Consider the following 20,095-nt stretch of genomic DNA (forward strand, 5'->3'; position numbering starts at 1 on the left):
TGTCGTGGCCCGGAGGGCCCGGGACGATGAGGTGGGGTAAGCATGAACGCGCCGTACGACGGTGACCGCGGCCAGGCCGTGGGCGGCTCGGGTCACCACGACGCACCGCCCCCCGAACACGGTCAGATGCCGCAGCAGCCCCCGGCGGACATGTACCTCCAGGACGCCTACACCGAGGACCCCTACCGGGCGCAGGACCTGACCGCTCAGGACCCGGTCGGCGAGGCGCTGTACGACCGTGCCGCGCACCCGCCGCCCCCTGCGGGCGCATACGGGGCGCAGCAGCCGCTGTACGGCAGCCCGCAGCCGTCGCCGTACGCCCCCGACCCGCGTGTCTGGGCGCAGACCCCGCCGCCGGAGCCGTCCGGCCCCACCCAGTACCTGCCGTACGGCGAGGACCCCCGCACCACGCAGTTCGTGGGCGTCGACGACCTGGTCAGCCACTCCGGCGAGGGGCACCACGAACCGGACGCCTTCGCCCACCTCTTCCGCGACCAGCAGCAGGGCGGCTACCAGGACCCGCGTCAGGCCAGCTACCAGAACCCCGGGACGCAGGGCTACGACCCCCGGCAGAGCGGCTACCAGGCCCCGCCCTCCGGTCCGCACGGCTACCAGACCCCGCAGGGGATGGGCGGGCGCCCGTCCATGGACGCTCCCTCGGTCCCCGGCCCCGCTCCGGCCCCGACAGGCACCGGTATCGTCACTGCGCCCTCCGCGGCCGCCCCCGCGCCCGCTGCGGCGAAGAAGGGCGGAAAGGCCTCGGGCCTGCTGAAGTCGAGCGCGGTGATGGCGGCGGGCACCCTGGTCTCCCGCCTCACCGGGTTCATCCGTTCCGCGCTGATCGCTTCGGCGCTGGGCATCGGCCTGCTCGGCGACACCTTCCAGGTCGCCTACCAGCTGCCGACCATGATCTACATCCTGACGGTCGGCGGCGGCCTCAACTCGGTCTTCGTCCCACAGCTCGTCCGCTCCATGAAGGAGGACGAGGACGGCGGCGAGGCCTACGCCAACCGGCTCCTGACGCTGGTCATGGTGGCCCTCGGCGTGCTCACGGTGGTCGCCGTGCTCGGGGCTCCCTACCTGATCCGCCTGCTGTCCGACTCCGTCGCCGGCGACCCGGCGGCGAACGAGGTCGGTGTCACCTTCGTCCGGTACTTCCTGCCCTCGATCTTCTTCATGGGCATCCACGTGGTCATGGGACAGGTCCTCAACGCGCGCGGGAAGTTCGGCGCGATGATGTGGACGCCGGTGCTGAACAACATCGTCATCATCATCACGCTCGGCACGTTCATCTGGGTGTACGGCAGCGCCGCGCACTCCGGGATGAAGGTCACCAACATTCCGCCCGAAGGACAGCGGCTGCTCGGCGTCGGCGTCCTGCTCGGCATGGTGGTGCAGGCCCTGGCGATGATCCCGTACCTGCGCGAGTCCGGATTCCGGTTGCGTCCGCGGTTCGACTGGCGAGGACACGGCCTGGGCAAGGCCATGACGCTGGCCAAGTGGACCGTGCTGTTCGTCCTCGCGAACCAGGCCGGCGCGCTCGTCGTCACCCAGCTGTCCACGTCGTCGGGCAAGCATGCCCACATGGACGGAACCGGCTTCGCCGCCTACGCCAACGCCCAGCTGATCTGGGGCCTGCCGCAGGCCATCATCACCGTCTCCCTGATGGCGGCCCTGCTGCCGCGGATCTCCCGCTCGGCCCACGAGGGTGACGCCGGCGCCGTCCGCGACGACATCTCACAGGGCCTGCGCACCACGGCCGTCGCGATCGTTCCGGTCGCTTTCGCCTTCGTCGCCATCGGCGTCCCGATCTGTACGCTGATCTTCGGCTCCGCCGGCACCGGCGCCGCCACGAACACGGGCTACATGCTGATGGCCTTCGGCCTCGGCCTCATCCCGTACTCCGTGCAGTACGTCGTCCTGCGCGCCTTCTACGCCTACGAGGACACCCGCACGCCCTTCTACAACACGGTCATCGTGGCCGCGGTCAACGCGGGCGCCTCGGTCCTGTGTTACTACCTGCTTCCGGCCCGCTGGGCCGTGATCGGCATGTCCGCCGCCTACGGTCTCGCCTACGCCATCGGTGTGGGCGTCGCCTGGAACCGGCTGCGCAAGCGGCTCGGCGGGGACCTCGACGGGGCGCGCGTGATGCGGACGTACACCCGGCTGTGCATCGCGGCGGTCCCGGCGGCGCTGCTCAGCGGCGCGGCCTGCTACGCCATCGGCCACGCCCTCGGCCAGGGCGTCGTCGGATCGTTCGCCGCGCTGCTGGCCGGCGGGGCCCTGCTGCTGGGCGTCTTCTTCGTCGCCGCCCGGCGGATGCGCATCGAGGAACTCAACTCGCTCGTCGGCATGGTCCGTGGCCGTCTGGGACGTTGAGGCGGGGGTACACGCACAACCATCGTCCGCAGCTGTGTGTCGTGCATAGCAGCGGACTGTGGGCACAATTGGTTTCGGCGTCGGACAGCGCGCGATGGATGGGGAGGCAGGAGCGACGGTGGCGGAACGGAGCACGGCTGCCGTCGACGTGGCAGACAACAGCGGCGACAAGTCGCTGACCGCCGAGGCGGACCAGTCCACGGCCGACGGGGTGGCCCAGAACCGGGAGCGGGACACGGACAACGACGAGGCACAGGGGAACGCCGGGACCGAGCGTCCCGGAAGGAAGGCCTCACCGCCTGAACTGCACAGCGGTCACAAGCTGGCCAGACGCTACCGCCTCGAGGAGTGCGTCACCCGTCTGGACGGATTCAGCAGTTGGCGCGCGGTGGACGAGAAACTCCGCCGTGCCGTCGGCGTGCACGTCCTGCCCGCGGACCACAGCCGCGCCCGCGCCGTGCTGGCCGCGGCCCGCTCGTCCGCCCTGCTGGGCGACCCCCGCTTCGTCCAGGTCCTCGACGCCGTCGAGGAGAACGATCTCGTCTACGTCGTCCACGAATGGCTGCCGGACGCCGTCGAACTGACGACGCTGCTGTCCGCCGGGCCGCTGGAGCCGCACGACGCCTACCAGTTGGTCAGCCAGGTCGCCTCCGCCATGGCCGCGGCGCACCGCGAGGGCCTCGCGCATCTGCGCCTGAACCCCAACGCCGTGCTGCGCGCCTCCACCGGCCAGTGGCGCATCCGCGGCCTCGCCGTGAACGCCGCGCTGCGCGGCATCAGCTCCGACACCCCGCAGCGCACCGACACCGAGGCGATCGGCGCCCTGCTGTACGCGGCGCTCACGCAGCGCTGGCCGTACGAGAACGACGCCTACGGTCTGACCGGCCTGCCCAAGGACATCGGGCTCATCGCCCCGGACCAGGTGCGTGCCGGTATCCATCGGGGTCTGTCCGAGCTCTCCATGCGCGCCCTCGCCAACGACGGTGCCACCGCCTCCCGCCACGAGTCTCCGTGCACCACTCCGGAGGAACTGGTCAAGGCGATCGGTGAGATGCCGCGGATCCGTCCGCCGGAGCCCTCGTTCACCACACCGCCGGAGTACCAGGGCACGTCCTACCAGCAGGGCACATACGGGCGCCCGGCCCCGCACCCCGGTGCCGGCCAGCCTGTCCCGGCGCCGCCGCCCGCGCTGCAGAGCCGCACCGGCAAGGCCTTGAAGTGGGCCGTCTCCGCTCTCCTCATCGCCGCGCTCGGCCTGGGCAGCTGGCAGCTCGCCGACGCCCTGATGGACCAGGGCGGCAACTCCACCAAGGACAGCCAGACGCAGACGCAGGACGGCGGCAACAAGAACAAGCAGCAGCCGAAGCCGGCCCAGCCGATCGCCATCAGCGGCGTCCATGACTTCGACCCGTTCGGAGACGGCTCCGAGAAGCCGTCCGACACCGGCAAGGTGACTGACGGTGATCCGAATTCGTACTGGCAGACCGACTACTACACGAGTGCGGACTTCGGGAGACTGAAGTCCGGGCTGGGCGTCATTCTCGATCTCGGCAAGGTCCAGCAGGTCGGCAAGGTGACCGTCTCGTTCGTCGGGTCGACGTCCGTCGAACTGCGTGCCGCGAGTGGAGACCAGGGTGCGGAGCCGACATCCTTCGGAAGGTATGCCAAGGTCGCCTCGGGTTCCGGCACGAGTGTGACACTCAAGCCCGCTCGCCCTCTCACGACGCGCTACCTCCTGGTCTGGCTCACGAAGCTGCCGTTGCAGACGGACGGCACCTACCGGGCCAGAGTGGCGGACATCAAGGTGACCACCTGAACAGATCTCACCGTCAACTGACGGTGGTCGTCGGGCGAGGGGGTGAAGGTGCATGCCGCAGGGTCTCGAAGGCGTCTCCGACCATGAACTTCTGACCCGGCATGTCGAAGGCGACCCCGATGCCTTCGGCGAGCTTGTGCGGCGGCACCGGGACCGGCTCTGGGCGGTCGCTCTGCGGACGCTGGGGGACCGTGAGGAGGCCGCCGACGCCGTGCAGGACGCGTTCGTCTCCGCCTACCGCGCCGCCCACACCTTCCGCGGCCAGTCGGCCGTCACGACCTGGCTGCACCGGATCACGGTGAACGCCTGCCTGGACCGGGCCCGCAAGGCTGCCACCCGGAAGACCTCTCCGGTGGACGACACCGAGCGGCTGGAGCACCTCCTGGAGCCGCACGAGTCGGCCTCGGCGCCCGCCGAGCGCAACGACGTGCAGCGGCAGCTCGTCGAGGCGCTGGGCACCCTCCCGCCCGACCAGCGGGCCGCCCTGGTGCTCGTGGACATGCAGGGCTATCCCGTCGCCGAGGCCGCCCGCATCCTCGACGTGCCGACCGGAACAGTGAAGAGCCGCTGTGCCAGGGGCAGAGCCAGGCTCCTGCCGTTGCTCACCCATTTGCGACCGGACGGACCCGGCGAGAAAGACGAGAAAGAGCCGGGTACGGGACGGAACCGGGCGCAGGGGACATCCGTCCCACCAGCAGCGGCACCCCGGAACAGAGGTGCCCAGGACACCGGGCCACATGATTCAGCTGCTGTGAAGGGCGGAGGTGGGCGAGCGTGACATTCACGACGGATACGGCCGGGCACCCGGACGTCACCGAGATCTCCGACCTCACCGAAGGCCTGCTCCCTCCCTCCCGGGCCGATGAACTGCTCCGGCACCTGGACGAGTGCCACCCGTGCGCCGACGTCCATGAGTCGCTGGAGGAGATCCGAGGGCTGCTCGAGGCCCCGGTGGAGCCCCTGGAGATGCCCCGTGACGTCGCGGAGCGGATCGACGCGGCTCTCGCCGCCGAACGCGCTGGCGGCACCACCATCGACCGGGCCGGCCAGGACCACGGCGACGGCGACGGCGACGGCGACGGCGATCATGCGCTCGTTTCACGTGAAACATCGGCCCCGGACCGTCCGGCGGGCCGCGCTGGCACCGACGGCACCGGGCCGGGCCGCAAGACCCGCACCCGTCGCGGGCGCCGTAGGGTCGCCGCCCTCGGCACCGCCCTCACCGTCGCCGCCCTGGGCGTCGCGTCCGTGATGCTGACATCCCGGCACGACGACAAGGGGTCCGACACCACAGCTCACGGCCGGTCGAGCGCCTCCGCGGACACCTTCTCGGAGGGGACGCTCAAGAACCGGGTCACGAATCTCCTCGACAGGGCCCAGAAGACACAGGGCACCACCCACGCGCCGCACAGCTTCGGTGCGGGCTCGGACCCGGGTACCGACAAGCCGAACATCCTCAAGAGCGCGCCCACCGTCTCGGTTCCCCCGTGCGTCCTGGAAGGCCTGGGGAGCAGCGCGATGCCGCTCGCCGCCGAGGCGGGCTCCTACGGCGGCAAGGACGCCTATCTTCTGGTGCTGCCCGACGCCTCCGGAAGCAGCACCCACGTCACGGCCTACGTCGTCGACGCGACGTGTGTCCACCGCTCCTCGGCCGCCGCCAAGGTTCTGCTCTCGCGCTCCTACACGCGTTCCTGAGGCCGAACGCCTGCTCGTCGCGCTGCGCGGTACTCCCTCCATCGAGGTAGCTCCGTGTGCCCGAGCGCACCGGGAATGCACGCCCCTTAGGATCCGTTGGGTGGGGTGAGAGCAGCGAGCAAGGCTCCCCCCGGCAGTAGGCCACAGTCCAGAGACGAGGAATCAAGCTGTGAGCGACGTCCGTAACGTGATCATCATCGGCTCCGGGCCTGCCGGCTACACGGCGGCGCTCTACACCGCCCGCGCGTCGCTGAAGCCGCTGGTGTTCGAGGGCGCCGTCACCGCGGGGGGTGCGCTGATGAACACCACCGAGGTGGAGAACTTCCCCGGCTTCCGCGACGGCATCATGGGCCCCGAGCTCATGGACAACATGCGCGCCCAGGCCGAGCGCTTCGGTGCCGAGCTGATCCCGGACGATGTCGTCGCCGTCGACCTGACGGGCGAGATCAAGACCGTCACGGACACCTCGGGCACGGTGCACCGCGCCAAGGCCGTGATCGTCACCACCGGCTCGCAGCACCGCAAGCTCGGTCTGCCGAACGAGGACGCCCTCTCCGGTCGCGGTGTCTCCTGGTGTGCCACCTGTGACGGCTTCTTCTTCAGGGAGCAGGACATCGCGGTGATCGGTGGCGGTGACACCGCCATGGAGGAGGCCACCTTCCTCTCCCGCTTCGCCAAGTCCGTCACCGTCGTCCACCGCCGGGACACCCTGCGTGCCTCCAAGGCCATGCAGGAGCGCGCCTTCGCCGACCCGAAGATCACGTTCGTCTGGGACAGCGAGGTGGCGGAGATCCAGGGTGAGCAGAAGCTCTCCGGCCTGAAGCTGCGCAACGTCAAGACCGGCGAGCTCTCGGACCTGCCGGTGACGGGACTGTTCATCGCGATCGGCCACGACCCGCGGACCGAGCTCTTCAAGGGCCAGCTGGACCTGGACGAGGAGGGCTACCTGAAGGTCGCCTCGCCCTCCACCCGCACCAACCTCACCGGTGTCTTCGGCGCCGGTGACGTGGTCGACCACACCTACCGGCAGGCCATCACCGCGGCCGGCACCGGCTGCTCCGCCGCTCTCGACGCCGAGCGCTTCCTCGCTGCCCTCGCGGACAACGAGCAGAAGGCCGAGCCCGAGAAGACCACCGTCTGAGACCCCAACCACCCCACCGCCCGCATCAGTTAAGGAGCCCGCCGTGGCAGGCACCCTGAAGAACGTGACCGACTCCTCCTTCGAAGAGGATGTCCTCAAGAGCGACAAGCCCGTCCTGGTGGACTTCTGGGCCGCCTGGTGCGGTCCCTGCCGCCAGATCGCGCCGTCCCTCGAGGCGATCGCCGCCGAGTACGGCGAGAAGATCGAGGTCGTCAAGCTCAACATCGACGAGAACCCGGGTACGGCCGCCAAGTACGGCGTCATGTCGATCCCGACGCTGAACGTCTACCAGCACGGCGAGGTCGCCAAGACCATCGTCGGCGCGAAGCCGAAGGCCGCGATCCTGCGCGACCTCGAGGACTTCATCGCCGAGTGACACGGTAGGCCGTCGAGCAGACGGCGCATGTTTCACGTGAAACACGAATGGGCCGACCCTCTAGGGTCGGCCCATTCGTGTGGGAGGGCGACGCTCACAGCGGCCGGAGCGCCGGTTCCTTCTGTACTGCTCCCAGCAGCCGGTCGATCGCCATCTCCACGTCTTCCCGCCAGGAGAGGGTCGATCGCAGTTCCAGCCGCAGTCGCGGGTGGGCGGGGTGATGCCGGACCGTCTTGAAACCGACCGCCAGCAGATGGTCGGCCGGCAGCACACAGGCGGGTTCCTTCCACCGGGCGTCCCCGAAGGCCTCGATGGCCTTGAAGCCTCGGCGCAACAGATCCTTCGCAACCGTCTGGACCAGCACGCGCCCCAGGCCCTGTCCCTGATAGCCCGGCATGATGAAGCTGGTCATCAGCTGCACCGCGTCCGGGGAGACCGGACTCGTGGGAAAGGCCATGGAACGCGGCACATAGGCAGGGGGAGCGTAGAGCACGAAGCCCACCGGTACATCGTCGACGTAGACCACTCGGCCGCAGGAACCCCAGTCCAGGAGGACGGCGGAGATCCACGCCTCCTTCTCCAGCGCCGGCGTGCCTGCCTTCACCGCGGCTTGGCCACTGACGGGATCCAGCTCCCAGAAGACACACGCGCGACAGCGCTTGGGGAGATCCTGGAGGTTGTCCAGCGTGAGCGGTAGGAGCCTACGGCCCATGAAGGCTGATCCTCGCTTCCTGCGCCCGTGATGCCACGAGCGGCCGTCAACCAGAGGTGCTGTCGGGTGGATGCGCCGTACCCGATCGCATCGTATCCAGGAAGCGATTCCATCGATACCGCCTCAAAGCAAAGGACGGACCGTGTTCCGGTATAGACCGGACACGGCCCGTCCCCATCGAGCCTCTTCTGTCGTGCGTCCGAATCGAAGTCGTGCGTCCGAATCGAAGTCGTCCGTCCTGACCGAAGCCGTCCCTTGCGCAAGGGGCCTCAGTCGTCCGTCTCCTGCGACCCGCCCTCCACGAGGCTGTTCTGGAGCACCGGGCCCTCGCCCGGAGCCAGGGTGCCCAGGATCCGCTCCAGATCCTCCATGGAGGCGAACTCGACGGTGATCTTGCCCTTCTTCTGGCCCAGGTCCACCTTCACCCGGGTCTCGAAGCGATCGGACAGCCGGGTCGCGAGATCCGACAGGGCCGGAGAGACCCGAGCCCCGGCACGGGGGCCCTTGGACCGCGGTGCTGCCTGCGGCCGCGCCCCCATCAGCTGCACGATCTCCTCGACGGCCCGCACCGAGAGCCCCTCGGCCACGATCCGACGGGCCAGCCGGTTCTGCTCCTCCGGGTCCTCGACCGACAGCAGCGCCCGAGCGTGTCCGGCGGACAGCACCCCGGCGGCGACCCGGCTCTGCACCGCCGCCGGCAGCTTGAGCAGTCGCAGCGTGTTGGAGACCTGCGGACGGGAGCGGCCGATGCGGTCGGCCAGCTGATCATGAGTGCAGTTGAAGTCCTTCAGCAGCTGGTCGTAGGCAGCGGCCTCTTCCAGCGGGTTCAGCTGCGCCCGGTGGAGGTTCTCCAGCAGGGCGTCCAGAAGGAGCTTCTCGTCGTCCGTGGCCCGCACGATCGCCGGGATCGCTTCGAGCCCCGCCTCGCGGCAGGCACGCCAGCGCCGCTCACCCATGATGAGCTCGTACCGCTCGGGACCGAGCTGCCGTACGACGACGGGCTGGAGGAGGCCGACCTCCTTGATGGAGGTGACGAGCTCGGCGAGCGCGTCCTCGTCGAAAACCTCGCGCGGCTGGCGCGGGTTCGGCGCGATGGAGTCGAGGGGAATCTCCGCGAAGTGGGCACCCATCGGAGGCGCCGGGGCTTCCGGGCTTCCGCTCGTCGGTACTTCCTCTGTTTCACGTGAAACAGAGGGCAGCGCTGTCACCTTCGCCGCGGCCACCCCGCGATCACTGCGGTCAGCGGTCAGCACCGGAACGGCCGTAGGTGACGTGGAGGCAGCACCCCCGACCGCCGCCGGAGCCGACGGCCTCTCTCCTGTGGGGGCAGGTGGGATCAGTGCTCCCAGGCCACGGCCCAGCCCCCTTCGTCGATCACTCACTGGATCCCCTCCACCATGCTCGGGTCGCTCTGTGCGCCGATGTGGGCACGCGTCGGGTCATAGCTGACGCCAACGCCCTTCAGCGCGATTTCTCGTGCCGCCTCGAAGTAGGAGAGGGCACCACTCGATCCTGGATCGTAAGTCAGCACCGTCTGTCCGTAGCTGGGAGCCTCGGAGATACGGACGGAACGAGGAATGCTCGTCCGCAGCACCTCGTCACCGAAGTGGCTGCGCACCTCTTCCGCGACCTGGGACGCCAGGCGCGTCCGGCCGTCGTACATGGTGAGCAGGATGGTCGAGACGTGCAGAGCGGGGTTGAGGTGCCCGCGGACCAGGTCGACATTGCGCAGCAGTTGCCCCAGGCCCTCCAGCGCGTAGTACTCGCACTGGATCGGGATGAGGACCTCCTGCCCGGCGACCAGCGCATTGACCGTCAGCAGGCCGAGCGAGGGCGGGCAGTCGATGAGGATGTAGTCCAGCGGCTGCTCATAGGCCTGGATCGCCCGCTGCAGCCGGCTCTCGCGGGCCACCAGGGACACCAGCTCGATCTCCGCACCGGCGAGATCGATCGTGGCGGGGGCGCAGAAGAGACCCTCGACATCGGGAACGGGCTGGACGACCTCTGCCAGCGGCTTGCTCTCCACCAAGACGTCGTAGATGGAGGGCACTTCGGCATGGTGGTCGATACCCAGTGCGGTGGAGGCATTGCCCTGGGGATCGAGGTCGATCACCAGGACACGGCTGCCGTGCAGGGCCAGCGAAGCGGCAAGATTGACGGTCGTCGTCGTCTTGCCCACGCCACCCTTCTGGTTGGCCACCACGATGACTCGGGTCTGTTCGGGCCGTGGAAGGCCCTCACCGGCGCGGCCTAGAGCCTCGACCGCCAGTTGGGCAGCACGACCGATCGGGGTGTCGTCCATCGGGGGCGGTGTTTCACGTGAAACATGCTCCCCCATCGACTCGGTACGGGGACCGGGGACCGGATCGGTCATCGGTCCCGCGATGTTGGCGTCGGACCGCAAGGATTCACTCTCCTCGACTTCAGGCTCGCAATGAACAGAGCCTCCCATGCCATCGGGGTCGCGAACCAGTGAGGCCTGACGTTCTGTGGAGAAATCCACCTCTGTGGACAACTCCGTTCCCTCTCCGAGTGAACCAAGCGGCTTGCGGTCGCGAGGTTGGGCCGCAGCGCGGCCACGGTTGATGATGCCGTGCAACAGTGAGCGACGTTTCACGTGAAACACGATGCACAGCAGCCATGGCCGAACTGTCGCGACACTCCGTCATGCGTGGTTTGGGCAGCTTGTGTGGAGTACGCCCGATCATCCGAGCCGGCCACTGGCACCATCACGCCCCATGACGCGAGGCGTCAGCGACGGCGTCGCGTCCGCCCCGTCCGGGCCGCCTTCGCCCGCTTGGCCGCGAAGCGCACACCACCCGGGCTCTCCCCGACCTCGACGCGCACCACCGTGGACAGCGGATCCACGACGCCCTCACCCACATGCAGGATGGAGGTCTCCACCGCGCCGAGCTTGCTCAGAGCGGTCGCCGCGCTCTTCAGCTCCTCGTCGGCCGTATCGCCCTTCAGGGCGAGCATCTCGCCGTACGGGCGCAGCAGGGGAATTCCCCAGGTGGCCAGCCGGTCCAGCGGGGCGACGGCCCGGGCGGTCACCACATGGACCGGCGGGATCTTGCCCATGACCTCCTCGGCCCGGCCCCGGACGACCGTCACATGGTCGAGCCCGAGGAGCTCGACGACCTCCGTGAGGAAGGTGGTGCGCCGCAGCAGCGGCTCCAGCAGCGTGATCTTCAGATCGTCCCGGACCAAAGCCAGGGGAATGCCCGGCAGACCCGCGCCCGAGCCGACGTCGCACACCGTTACCCCCTCGGGGACGACCTCGGAGAGCACCGCGCAGTTCAGCAGGTGCCGCTCCCACAGACGGGGTACCTCACGCGGGCCGATGAGCCCGCGCTGTACTCCTGCCTCGGCCAGCAGCTCGGCGTACCGGACCGCATCCGCGAAGCGATCACCGAATACGTCACGTGCCTGCTCGGGCGCAGGGGGGAGCTCCGCTGCCTCCGTCACGGGGACCGTCCTTCCGTACCGCATCAGCGCCTTCAGCGCCGACCACCAGAACTACCAGGCTGACAAGATCGCGGCCCCGCCTGCGCAACAGACGGGGCCGGTGGAGTGTGAGACCGCTCAGGCGGGAAGCACGACGACGAAGCGCTGCGGCTCCTCGCCCTCGGACTCGCTGCGCAGGCCCGCGGCCTTGACCGCGTCGTGCACGACCTTGCGCTCGAACGGCGTCATCGGCCTCAGCTTCACGGGCTCACCGCTGCTCCTGGCCTCGGCCGCGGCCTTGGCGCCCAGCTCGGACAGCTCGGCCCGCTTCCTGGCACGGTAACCCGCGACGTCCAGCATGAGGCGGCTGCGGTCGCCCGTTTCCCGGTGCACCGCCAGGCGTGTGAGCTCCTGCAGCGCCTCCAGCACCTCGCCGTCCCGGCCGACCAGCTTCTGCAGGTCACGGGTGCCGGTGTCGCTGATGATCGAGACAGAGGCGCGGTCGGCCTCGACATCCATGTCGATGTCGCCGTCGAGGTCGGCGATGTCCAGCAGACCCTCGAGGTAGTCCGCCGCGATCTCGCCCTCCTGCTCCAGGCGGGTCAGGGCGTCTGCACCCTCGGCAGCAGCGGAGGTGGTGCCTTCCGTCACGGGATGGGCTCCTTCTTACTTCTTGGACGGGGACTTGGGCCGCTGCGGGCCCTTGCGCTGCCCGGACTGCGCCTTGCTGCGCTGCCCGGACTGGGCCTTGCCGCGGTCGCCGTTCCCGGACTTCGGGGCGGCCTTGCCGGCAGCGGCGGGCGGGGCGTCCTGTGGCTCGTCGGACTTGCTCAGCGATGTCGAGGACGTGGCGGCCTCGACATCACCGACACCGGCGTCACCGGCTCCGGCCGCCTTCGGGCCACCCGACTGGCGCTGGGCCTTGCTCTGCCGCTTGGGCTGCTGGCGCCGGGGCGCGCCGGCGGTCGCGGTGGTGGTGGTCGTGCCGTCCTCGGACGGCGCGGCGACGGCGGCCTCGCTCTTCACCACGGTGCCGTCGGTCTGAGCCGCCAGCCCCGCCTTGTTGAGTCCGTTGATGAACTTGCGCTCGAACTCGTTGCGGTCCCGGCCCTTCACGACGATCGCCTTGACGATGGCCTTCTCACGCCGGTTGCGGGTCTTGCCGTGGTGCGTCACGTGCTTGTACAGACGCTCCAGGTAGGCGGCCTGGGCCTTGGAACCCGGGGTCGGGTTGTTGTGGATGACGTACATCTGCTGGCCCATGGTCCACACGTTGGTGGTCAGCCAGTAGACGAGAACACCGACCGGGAAGTTGATGCCGAAGACGGCGAACATGACCGGGAAGACGTACATCAGCATCTTCTGCTGCTGCATGAACGGCGTCTTCACCGTCGTGTCGACGTTCTTGGTCATCAGCTGGCGCTGCGTGTAGAACTGCGAGAACGACATCAGGACGATCATGACCGCGGTCACGACCCGGACGTCGGTCAGCGAGGCGCCGAGGGCCGCGACCTTGTCCGAGCTGTCCATGAACTTCGCGGCCAGCGGGGCGCCGAAGATGTGCGCCTTACGGGCGCTGGCAAGCAGCGGCTCGTTGATGACACCGATCGTCTTGCCCGTCGCGATGCCGTTGAGCACGTGGTACAGGGCGAAGAAGAACGGGGACTGCGCCAGGATGGGAAGGCACGAGGAGAGCGGGTTGGTACCCGTCTCCTTGTACAGCTTCATCATCTCTTCGGACTGGCGCTGCTTGTCGTTCTTGTAGCGCTCCTGGATCTTCTTCATCTCCGGCTGGAGCGTCTGCATCGCGCGCGTCGCCTTGATCTGCTTCACGAAGAGCGGGATCAGGCAGATACGGATCAGGATCACCAGGGACACGATGGACAGGCCCCAGGCCCACCCGGTGTCAGGTCCGAAGATCGCCCCGTACACCTTGTGGAACTGGACGATGACCCAGGAGACGGGCCAGGTGATGAAACTGAAAAGACTGGCAATCGTGTCCACTAATCATGCTCCTTGGGCATGGGACGAGGTCTTCGCGGCCGGGCTCGACGGGACGATCCCGTCGGTGGCCGTTTCGGCGGCGGAGGGCCCGCCCTTGCGTGCACGCCAGGCGTCACGCAACAGTTCGTGCCACCGCGGACGCTTGCGCGGAGGAACGTGGTCCACACCACCCAGCGACCACGGATTGCACCGCAGAATCCGCCAGGCGGTGAGCGCTGTTCCCTTCACCGCACCGTGCCGGTCGATGGCCGTGTAGCCATAGTGGGAACACGACGGGTAGTACTTGCACACCGGCCCGAGCAACGGGCTGATGGTCCACTGATACAGCTTGATGAGAGCCAGCAGCGGGTACTTCATCGCGCGCCCCCTCCCAGCAGTCGTCGAAGGGCGGCATCCAGGTCTCGGGCCAGCTGTGCGTTATCGGCGTCACCGGCTCCGGGCAGCGCTCGTACGACTACCAGGCTACCGGGGGGCAGCAAGGCGACTCGGTCACGCATCAAATGGCGAAGTCTGCGCTTCACGGCGTTGCGCACGACCGCGCCACCCACTGCCTTGCTCACGACGAAACCCGCACGCGGCGGGGGAGCGCTCTCCCCTGGCGCGTGCGGGTCCGTGGCACCGCTACGAAGGTGGACGACAAGGAGTGGGCGTCCTGCCCGGCGCCCTCGTCGTACCGCGGTCGCGAAGTCCTCGCGCCGCCTCAGCCGGTTCTCGGTGGGCAGCACGACGTCATGACCTGACCGGGTCAGGCGGACAGACGGGCGCGACCCTTGCTACGGCGGGACGCGAGAATCGCGCGGCCGGCACGGGTGCGCATACGCAGCCGGAAGCCGTGGGTCTTCGCGCGACGACGGTTGTTCGGCTGGAAGGTGCGCTTGCTCACTCGGGGGCTCCAGAAAGAATCGGTAGTGGCGGGGTGCCGTCCTGGCTGTCACCGTGCGCCCACGAGCAGCTCGCAGTAACGCCCGAGTGCACCGCTTACCGATCACCTTGACGCGATCTGTGCCCATCGGAGGCAGGCGGCAGCAGCCATCGACAACTCGACCTGGTTACGGTACGCGGGGCTGCGCCATCCGGTCAAACCAGCACCACGTGAGAGACACTTGTCCACAGGCTGGGGACAACAACTTGAACCGTGGCCGCCGCCCTGACTACCGTGGCTGGACTCCCATTCGTCGACTTGTCCCCCGTTTACACCCCGACCCGTCCCGAACCACACGTTCGTGGGAACCCGTGAGAGAGCGTGCCCTGTGGCTGACGTACCCGCCGATCTTGCCGCAGTGTGGCCGCGAGTACTGGAACAGCTCCTAGGGGAGGGACGCGGACAAGGCGTCGAGACGAAGGACGAACACTGGATCCGCCGCTGCCAGCCGCTCGCGCTGGTCGCGGACACCGCCCTGCTCGCCGTTCCGAACGAGTTCGCGAAGGGCGTCCTGGAGGGCCGGCTCGCCCCGATCGTCAGCGACACGCTGAGCCGGGAGTGCGGCCGCCCCATCCGCATCGCGATCACCGTCGACAGCTCCGTCGGCGAACCCCAGAACCCCACGCCCCCGGCGCCCGGCCCGCGCTACGAGGAGCAGGAGCTGCCCACCGGCCAAGGCGGCTACGAGGGCTACGGCCGCCACCGCGGCGAGCCGCGCCCCGACAGCCACCGCCCTTCCGGCCGCGCCGACCAGCGCCCGGGCGGCTCCGCCGAGCAGCTGCCGCCGCCGCGCACGGGCCCCCAGCAGGCCGACGGCACGGATCCGCTGCCGACCGCCCGCCCCGCCTATCCCTCGGACTACCAGGACTACCAGCGCCCCGAGCCCGGCGCCTGGCCGCGCCCCGGCCAGGACGACTACGGCTGGCAACAGCCGCGGCTCGGCTTCCCCGAGCGCGACCCCTACGCATCGCCGGGGGGCCAGGACGCGTACGGCCCGCGCGACGGCTACGGCCAACAGGACGCGTACCGCCAGCAGGACTCGCACGGATCCAAGGACGCCTACGGGACCCACGACTCGTACGGCTCGCAGGACTCCTACGGACCCGGCAAGGAGTCCTACCCGGGGTCGCAGGACTACCGTCCGCGGCCGATGGACCGCGCGCCGTACGACCAGCCGCGCTCCGACTACGACTCCTCCCGTGCCGACTACGACCAGCGGGACTACGACCAGCGGGACGCCGGCCGCCGGGAGCTCCCCGAGCCTCCCGCGGGCTCCGGGCCGGTGCGCCACGGGGGCCCCACGGGTCCGAACCCGTCCGGCACCGGCGGCGTGGGACCTTCCTCCGGGCAGTCCGCACCGGCGAGCGGCCCGGGCGAGCCGACCGCACGGCTGAACCCGAAGTACCTCTTCGACACCTTCGTCATCGGCGCGTCCAACCGCTTCGCGCACGCGGCGGCGGTCGCCGTCGCCGAGGCGCCGGCCAAGGCGTACAACCCGCTCTTCATCTACGGCGAGTCGGGACTGGGCAAGACGCACCTGCTGCACGCGATCGGCCACTACGCGCGCAGCCTGTACCCGGGCACGCGCGTGCGGTACGTGAGCTCGGAGGAGTTCACCAACGAGTTCATCAACTCCATCCGCGACGGCAAGGGCGACAGCTTCCGCAAGCGCTACCGCGAGATGGACATCCTGCTCGTCGACGACATCCAGTTCCTGGCGGACAAGGAGTCGACGCAGGAGGAGTTCTTCCACACCTTCAACACCCTGCACAACGCCAACAAGCAGATCGTCCTCAGCAGCGACCGGCCGCCCAAGCAGCTGGTGACGCTGGAGGACCGGCTGCGGAACCGTTTCGAGTGGGGCCTGATCACCGACGTCCAGCCGCCCGAGCTGGAGACACGCATCGCGATCCTGCGCAAGAAGGCGGTGCAGGAGCAGCTGAACGCCCCGCCGGAGGTTCTGGAGTTCATCGCCTCCCGGATCTCGCGGAACATCCGTGAGCTGGAGGGCGCGCTGATCCGGGTGACGGCGTTCGCCTCGCTCAACCGGCAGCCGGTGGACCTGGGCCTGACGGAGATCGTCCTCAAGGACCTCATCCCCGGCGGCGAGGACACGGCCCCGGAGATCACGGCGAGCGCCATCATGGCCGAGACCGCCCAGTACTTCGGGCTGACGGTGGAGGACCTGTGCGGCACCTCACGCGGACGCGCGCTGGTGACCGCCCGGCAGATCGCCATGTACCTGTGCCGTGAACTGACCGACCTGTCGCTGCCGAAGATCGGCGCGCAGTTCGGCGGACGCGACCACACGACCGTCATGCACGCCGACCGCAAGATCCGCGCGCTGATGGCGGAGCGGCGCTCCATCTACAACCAGGTCACCGAGCTGACCAACCGCATCAAGAACGGCTGACGGCCGCCGAGAGCAGCGCCGAGGGCGCCCCGGGGAGCGACTCCCCGGGGCGCCCTCTTGCATGTGCCGGGGTCCTCGCCGGGGCTCCAGAACCGTCGATCGGGGCCTCACAGACCGTCGATCGGACTCCCAAGACAGCCGATCGGGCCCCAAGGCTGTCCATCAGGCCCCAAGGCAGCCCCTCGAGACCCCAAGACAGTCCATCGAAGGACGACGCCACCCGCCGCCGCCCGCAGCGCGGTGTTCGATTAAATGCCTGGTTACGGCCGCTCTCCACAGATTCGGTGACTTTCTTCCGTCCACACCCTGGGGACCGCCAAGTTGTCCCGAACGGCATCCACAGGCATGCCGCCACCCAGCCATCGCCCCAGCTCAGCAGCCTGTGGACTCGTGGACGAGCGATCTCCACAGACTGTGGACGAAGCGGAGATCCACAGGCTGTGCACGAAGTTGTCCACGGGCAACCCACAGGCTGCGGCCCGTTGTCCCCAATGATCCGCCCGTTCTCCACATCCCTGTCCACTGTTCGGCAACGCGACGCCCCCGGTCACCGCGTCGAGTGAAAGCCGTCACACGAAGCTGCCGGATTGGGGTGTGGGAAACATGGGTAAACCTGGGGACGCAGCTGGGGAGAACTGGCCTCAGGCTGTGGGCGGGGTGTGCAGAACTTCCTGTTCTCCACAGACACCCTGAGTTGTCCACTGCCGTCGCCCACAGGGCCCGTGGACAAAATTTCCGCGCTGAGCTGGGCAAACGTGGTTATCCACGGTATCCACAGCCCCTACTACTACTCCCGACCATAGAGAGTGCGGAATTCGTTTCGAAGCGGGACCTGTGCACAACTTGCCCGCCGGAGCCCGACCGTCCCTCGGAGCGACTTGACCCCGACAGGCACCTACTGTCAGTGGTGTGCGTCAGACTGGTCCCCGGCGTCCTTCCCCTCGCAGTGGACGGCGACGCCGAGTCGGAGGACTCAGTGGCAACAGCAGGAGGCGGCTTACGGTGAAGATCCGGGTGGAACGCGACGTACTCGCGGAGGCAGTGGCCTGGGCGGCACGCAGCCTCCCGGCCCGTCCGCCGGCGCCTGTTCTCGCCGGCCTCCTGCTGAAGGCCGAGGACGGCCAGCTGAGCCTGTCGAGCTTCGACTACGAGGTCTCCGCCCGGGTGTCGGTGGAGGCCGAGGTCGAGGAGGAGGGCACGGTCCTCGTCTCCGGCCGGCTGCTCGCCGACATCTCCCGTGCCCTGCCCAACCGCCCGGTGGAGATTTCCACAGACGGTGTACGGGCGACGGTGGTCTGCGGTTCCTCCCGCTTCACGCTCCACACACTGCCTGTGGAGGAGTACCCGGCGCTGCCGCAGATGCCGAACGCGACGGGCACGGTTCCCGGCGAGGTCTTCGCGTCCGCCGTCGCGCAGGTGGCCATCGCCGCCGGCCGCGACGACACGCTGCCCGTCCTCACCGGTGTGCGCATCGAGATCGAGGGCGACACGGTCACGCTGGCCTCGACCGACCGCTACCGCTTCGCGGTCCGCGAGTTCCTGTGGAAGCCGGAGAACCCGGACGCCTCCGCGGTCGCCCTGGTGCCCGCCAAGACCCTGCTGGACACCGCGAAGGCGCTGACCAGCGGTGACAGCGTGATCCTGGCGCTGTCCGGCTCGGGTGCCGGTGAGGGGCTGATCGGTTTCGAGGGCGCCGGCCGCCGGACGACGACCCGGCTCCTCGAAGGCGACCTGCCGAAGTACCGCACGCTGTTCCCCACCGAGTTCAACAGCGTCGCCGTCATCGAGACCGCCCCCTTCGTGGAGGCCGTCAAGCGTGTGGCCCTGGTCGCGGAGCGCAACACCCCGGTGCGGCTGAGCTTCGAGCAGGGTGTGCTGATCCTGGAGGCCGGCTCCAGCGACGACGCACAGGCTGTGGAGAGGGTGGACGCTCAGCTCGAGGGCGACGACATCTCCATCGCCTTCAACCCCACGTTCCTGCTGGACGGTCTGAGCGCGATCGACTCCCCGGTGGCCCAGCTGTCCTTCACCACCTCGACCAAGCCCGCACTGCTCAGCGGCAAGCCGGCGGTGGACGCGGAGGCGGACGAGGCCTACAAGTACCTGATCATGCCGGTGCGGCTGAGCGGCTGAGCCGCGCGAAGTGGCGGCGCCGGTCCACAGCCTGTGGACCGGTGTGCGACGAAGCCGCAGGTGGGGGCGTACGTGTGAGCGCGTATGCCCACGGATGTGCGCGAGAGTCCGGGTTTAGGCTCGGACGCGGGTACGAATGTGCCCTCACGCCACGTCGGACACCTAAGGACACAACTGATGGAGCTCGGTCTCGTCGGCCTCGGCAAGATGGGCGGCAACATGCGCGAGCGGATCCGCCGCGCGGGCCACACCGTCATCGGATACGACCGCAACCCGGACCTCGCGGACGTCCACAGCCTGCAAGAGCTTGTGGGCAAGTTGCAGGGCCCCCGCGTGGTCTGGGTGATGGTCCCGGCCGGTGCCCCCACGCAGTCGACCATCGACGAACTCGCCGAGCTGCTGGAGCCCGGTGACGTGGTCGTGGACGGCGGGAACTCGCGCTGGACGGACGACGAGAAGCACGCCGAGGAGCTGGCCGCCAAGGGCATAGGCTTCGTCGACTGCGGTGTCTCCGGCGGTGTCTGGGGCCTGGAGAACGGCTATGCGCTGATGTACGGCGGCGACCCGGAGAACGTCGCCAAGGTGCGGCCGGTCTTCGACGCGCTCAAGCCGGAGGGCGACTTCGGCTCGGTGCACGCGGGCAAGGTGGGTGCCGGGCACTTCGCGAAGATGGTCCACAACGGCATCGAGTACGCGATGATGCAGGCCTACGCCGAGGGCTGGGAGCTGCTGGAGAAGGTCGACTCCGTGGACAATGTCCGCGAGGTCTTCCGCTCCTGGCAGGAGGGCACCGTCATCCGCTCCTGGCTGCTGGACCTCGCCGTCAACGCCCTCGACGAGGACGAGCACCTCGACGAGCTGCGCGGCTACGCACAGGACTCCGGCGAGGGCCGGTGGACCGTGGAGGCCGCCATCGACAACGCCGTGCCGCTGCCCGCGATCACGGCCTCGCTGTTCGCGCGGTTCGCCTCCCGCCAGGAGGACTCGCCGCAGATGAAGATGATCGCCGCGCTGCGCAACCAGTTCGGCGGCCACGCCGTAGAGAAGAAGTAGTCCA

18 protein-coding genes are annotated in these 20,095 nt (G+C 69.0%); 9 read left to right on the forward strand and 9 right to left on the reverse strand.

Going from position 1 to position 20,095, the window contains the following annotated elements; all coding sequences use genetic code 11:
• The first annotated feature begins 42 nt into the window (after window positions 1-42).
• The 6 genes from murJ to trxA all read left to right on the forward strand — a co-directional run bounded on the left by murJ (window position 43) and on the right by trxA (window position 7,407).
• A complete protein-coding gene (murJ, locus tag ABZ484_RS15650) occupies window positions 43-2,379 on the forward strand; it encodes a murein biosynthesis integral membrane protein MurJ (protein ID WP_358866426.1) in 2,337 nt (778 codons plus the stop codon).
• A gap of 118 nt (window positions 2,380-2,497) precedes the next feature.
• Complete coding sequence (locus tag ABZ484_RS15655) at window positions 2,498-4,195, forward strand: protein kinase family protein (protein ID WP_358866427.1); 1,698 nt, start codon at window positions 2,498-2,500, stop codon at window positions 4,193-4,195.
• 52 nt (window positions 4,196-4,247) lie between these two features.
• Window positions 4,248-4,973, forward strand: a complete 726-nt coding sequence (gene sigM, locus ABZ484_RS15660; protein WP_358866428.1) for an RNA polymerase sigma factor SigM — start codon at window positions 4,248-4,250, stop codon at window positions 4,971-4,973.
• Window positions 4,970-5,890: a hypothetical protein gene (locus tag ABZ484_RS15665; protein WP_358866429.1), complete on the forward strand. Its 921-nt coding sequence runs from the start codon at window positions 4,970-4,972 to the stop codon at window positions 5,888-5,890. The genes sigM and ABZ484_RS15665 overlap by 4 nt, the downstream gene beginning before the upstream one ends.
• Window positions 5,891-6,059: 169 nt before the next feature.
• Complete coding sequence (gene trxB, locus ABZ484_RS15670) at window positions 6,060-7,031, forward strand: thioredoxin-disulfide reductase (RefSeq protein WP_358866430.1); 972 nt, start codon at window positions 6,060-6,062, stop codon at window positions 7,029-7,031.
• A 43-nt stretch (window positions 7,032-7,074) separates the two neighbouring features.
• Entirely contained in the window at window positions 7,075-7,407 is a 333-nt protein-coding gene (gene trxA / locus ABZ484_RS15675) for a thioredoxin (RefSeq protein ID WP_358866431.1), read from the forward strand.
• Between the two features lie 94 nt (window positions 7,408-7,501).
• Here trxA and ABZ484_RS15680 read toward each other — a convergent pair whose 3' ends face one another.
• The 9 genes from ABZ484_RS15680 to rpmH form a co-directional block, all read right to left on the reverse strand.
• Window positions 7,502-8,119: a GNAT family N-acetyltransferase gene (locus ABZ484_RS15680; RefSeq protein ID WP_358866432.1), complete on the reverse strand. Its 618-nt coding sequence runs from the start codon at window positions 8,117-8,119 to the stop codon at window positions 7,502-7,504.
• 269 nt (window positions 8,120-8,388) lie between these two features.
• Entirely contained in the window at window positions 8,389-9,501 is a 1,113-nt protein-coding gene (locus ABZ484_RS15685) for a ParB/RepB/Spo0J family partition protein (RefSeq protein WP_358866433.1), read from the reverse strand.
• Window positions 9,498-10,571: a ParA family protein gene (locus ABZ484_RS15690; RefSeq protein WP_358866453.1), complete on the reverse strand. Its 1,074-nt coding sequence runs from the start codon at window positions 10,569-10,571 to the stop codon at window positions 9,498-9,500. The genes ABZ484_RS15685 and ABZ484_RS15690 overlap by 4 nt, the downstream gene beginning before the upstream one ends.
• 299 nt (window positions 10,572-10,870) lie before the next feature.
• The gene (gene rsmG, locus ABZ484_RS15695; protein WP_358866434.1) at window positions 10,871-11,587 is read right to left on the reverse strand and encodes a 16S rRNA (guanine(527)-N(7))-methyltransferase RsmG; all 717 of its coding nucleotides are present in this window, start codon (window positions 11,585-11,587) and stop codon (window positions 10,871-10,873) included.
• Window positions 11,588-11,704: 117 nt separating this feature from the next.
• Window positions 11,705-12,217: a R3H domain-containing nucleic acid-binding protein gene (locus ABZ484_RS15700; protein ID WP_358866435.1), complete on the reverse strand. Its 513-nt coding sequence runs from the start codon at window positions 12,215-12,217 to the stop codon at window positions 11,705-11,707.
• Window positions 12,218-12,232: 15 nt separating this feature from the next.
• Window positions 12,233-13,570 (reverse strand): membrane protein insertase YidC, encoded by a 1,338-nt coding sequence (gene yidC, locus ABZ484_RS15705; protein WP_358866436.1) that lies wholly within the window; start codon window positions 13,568-13,570, stop codon window positions 12,233-12,235.
• Window positions 13,571-13,573: 3 nt separating this feature from the next.
• Window positions 13,574-13,927: a membrane protein insertion efficiency factor YidD gene (gene yidD / locus ABZ484_RS15710; protein WP_358866437.1), complete on the reverse strand. Its 354-nt coding sequence runs from the start codon at window positions 13,925-13,927 to the stop codon at window positions 13,574-13,576.
• Window positions 13,924-14,295 (reverse strand): ribonuclease P protein component, encoded by a 372-nt coding sequence (rnpA, locus tag ABZ484_RS15715; protein ID WP_358866438.1) that lies wholly within the window; start codon window positions 14,293-14,295, stop codon window positions 13,924-13,926. The genes yidD and rnpA overlap by 4 nt, the downstream gene beginning before the upstream one ends.
• Window positions 14,296-14,315: 20 nt before the next feature.
• Window positions 14,316-14,453: a 50S ribosomal protein L34 gene (gene rpmH, locus ABZ484_RS15720; RefSeq protein ID WP_003956500.1), complete on the reverse strand. Its 138-nt coding sequence runs from the start codon at window positions 14,451-14,453 to the stop codon at window positions 14,316-14,318.
• Window positions 14,454-14,820: 367 nt separating this feature from the next.
• Between rpmH and dnaA the strand changes: the two genes are divergently transcribed.
• The 3 genes from dnaA (at window position 14,821) to gnd (ending at window position 20,091) form a co-directional block, all read left to right on the forward strand.
• Complete coding sequence (gene dnaA, locus ABZ484_RS15725) at window positions 14,821-16,905, forward strand: chromosomal replication initiator protein DnaA (RefSeq protein ID WP_358866439.1); 2,085 nt, start codon at window positions 14,821-14,823, stop codon at window positions 16,903-16,905.
• A 1,002-nt stretch (window positions 16,906-17,907) separates the two neighbouring features.
• A complete protein-coding gene (gene dnaN, locus ABZ484_RS15730) occupies window positions 17,908-19,038 on the forward strand; it encodes a DNA polymerase III subunit beta (RefSeq protein ID WP_358866440.1) in 1,131 nt (376 codons plus the stop codon).
• A 177-nt stretch (window positions 19,039-19,215) separates the two neighbouring features.
• Window positions 19,216-20,091 (forward strand): phosphogluconate dehydrogenase (NAD(+)-dependent, decarboxylating), encoded by an 876-nt coding sequence (gnd, locus tag ABZ484_RS15735; RefSeq protein ID WP_358866441.1) that lies wholly within the window; start codon window positions 19,216-19,218, stop codon window positions 20,089-20,091.
• The last annotated feature ends 4 nt before the right edge of the window (window positions 20,092-20,095 follow it).

This window comes from Streptomyces sp. NPDC006393 (assembly GCF_040628575.1).
GTDB lineage: Bacteria > Actinomycetota > Actinomycetes > Streptomycetales > Streptomycetaceae > Streptomyces.